The sequence below is a fragment of the Methylobacterium sp. WL7 genome (assembly GCF_008040085.1).
Classification (GTDB): domain Bacteria; phylum Pseudomonadota; class Alphaproteobacteria; order Rhizobiales; family Beijerinckiaceae; genus Methylobacterium; species Methylobacterium mesophilicum.
Genome location: NZ_VRVG01000351.1, coordinates 1 through 669 on the forward strand (window position 1 = coordinate 1; position 669 = coordinate 669).

Genomic DNA, 669 nt, shown 5'->3' on the forward strand with positions numbered 1-669 from the left:
AGCACGAGCAGCCTGTCACGCTTCTTCGCCCGGCATGGGATCACCCGTAAAAAGGGGCTGTCCACGCGGCCGAGCAGGAGCGGTCGGATGTGAGGGCCGCGCGCGAGGACTGGTTCGATGGGCAACCCGATCTAGATCCGGATCGCTTGGTTTTCCTCGACGAGACGGCCGCCACGACGAAGATGGTCCGCCGCTATGGTCGTTCTCCGTGCGGTCAGCGCTGCCGGATCGCCGTGCCTCACGGGCACTACAAGACCACCACCATCACCGCCGCCCTGCGCGCCACGGGACTGATCGCCAGGACCGTCTTCGATGGAGCCACGAATGGTATGCGCTTCCGCGCCTACGTCACCGACATCCTGGCTCCGGTGCTGAGGCCCGGTGACACTGTCATCCTCGACAATCTGAACGCCCACAAGGTCGCCGGGGTGCGCGAGGCCATCGAGGCGGTCGGCGCACGGGTTCTCTACCTCCCGCCCTACAGTCCCGACTTCAATCCAATCGAGCAGGTCTTTGCCAAGGTCAAAGCCCTCCTCCGGACGGCTGCAGCACGGACCGCCGCCGACCTGACCATCGCCATCGAGGACGCGTTCGCCGCCGTCCGACCGGATGAGTGCCGAAACTACCTCACCGCTGCTGGATACGATGCCTATGAGCCAACCTGAAAGG

General features: G+C 65.0%; 1 pseudogene. It reads left to right on the plus strand.

The window, feature by feature from the left end:
- Positions 1-665, plus strand: a pseudogene (locus FV233_RS29735) (IS630 family transposase); the annotation flags it as partial.
- Positions 666-669: the final 4 nt, after the last annotated feature.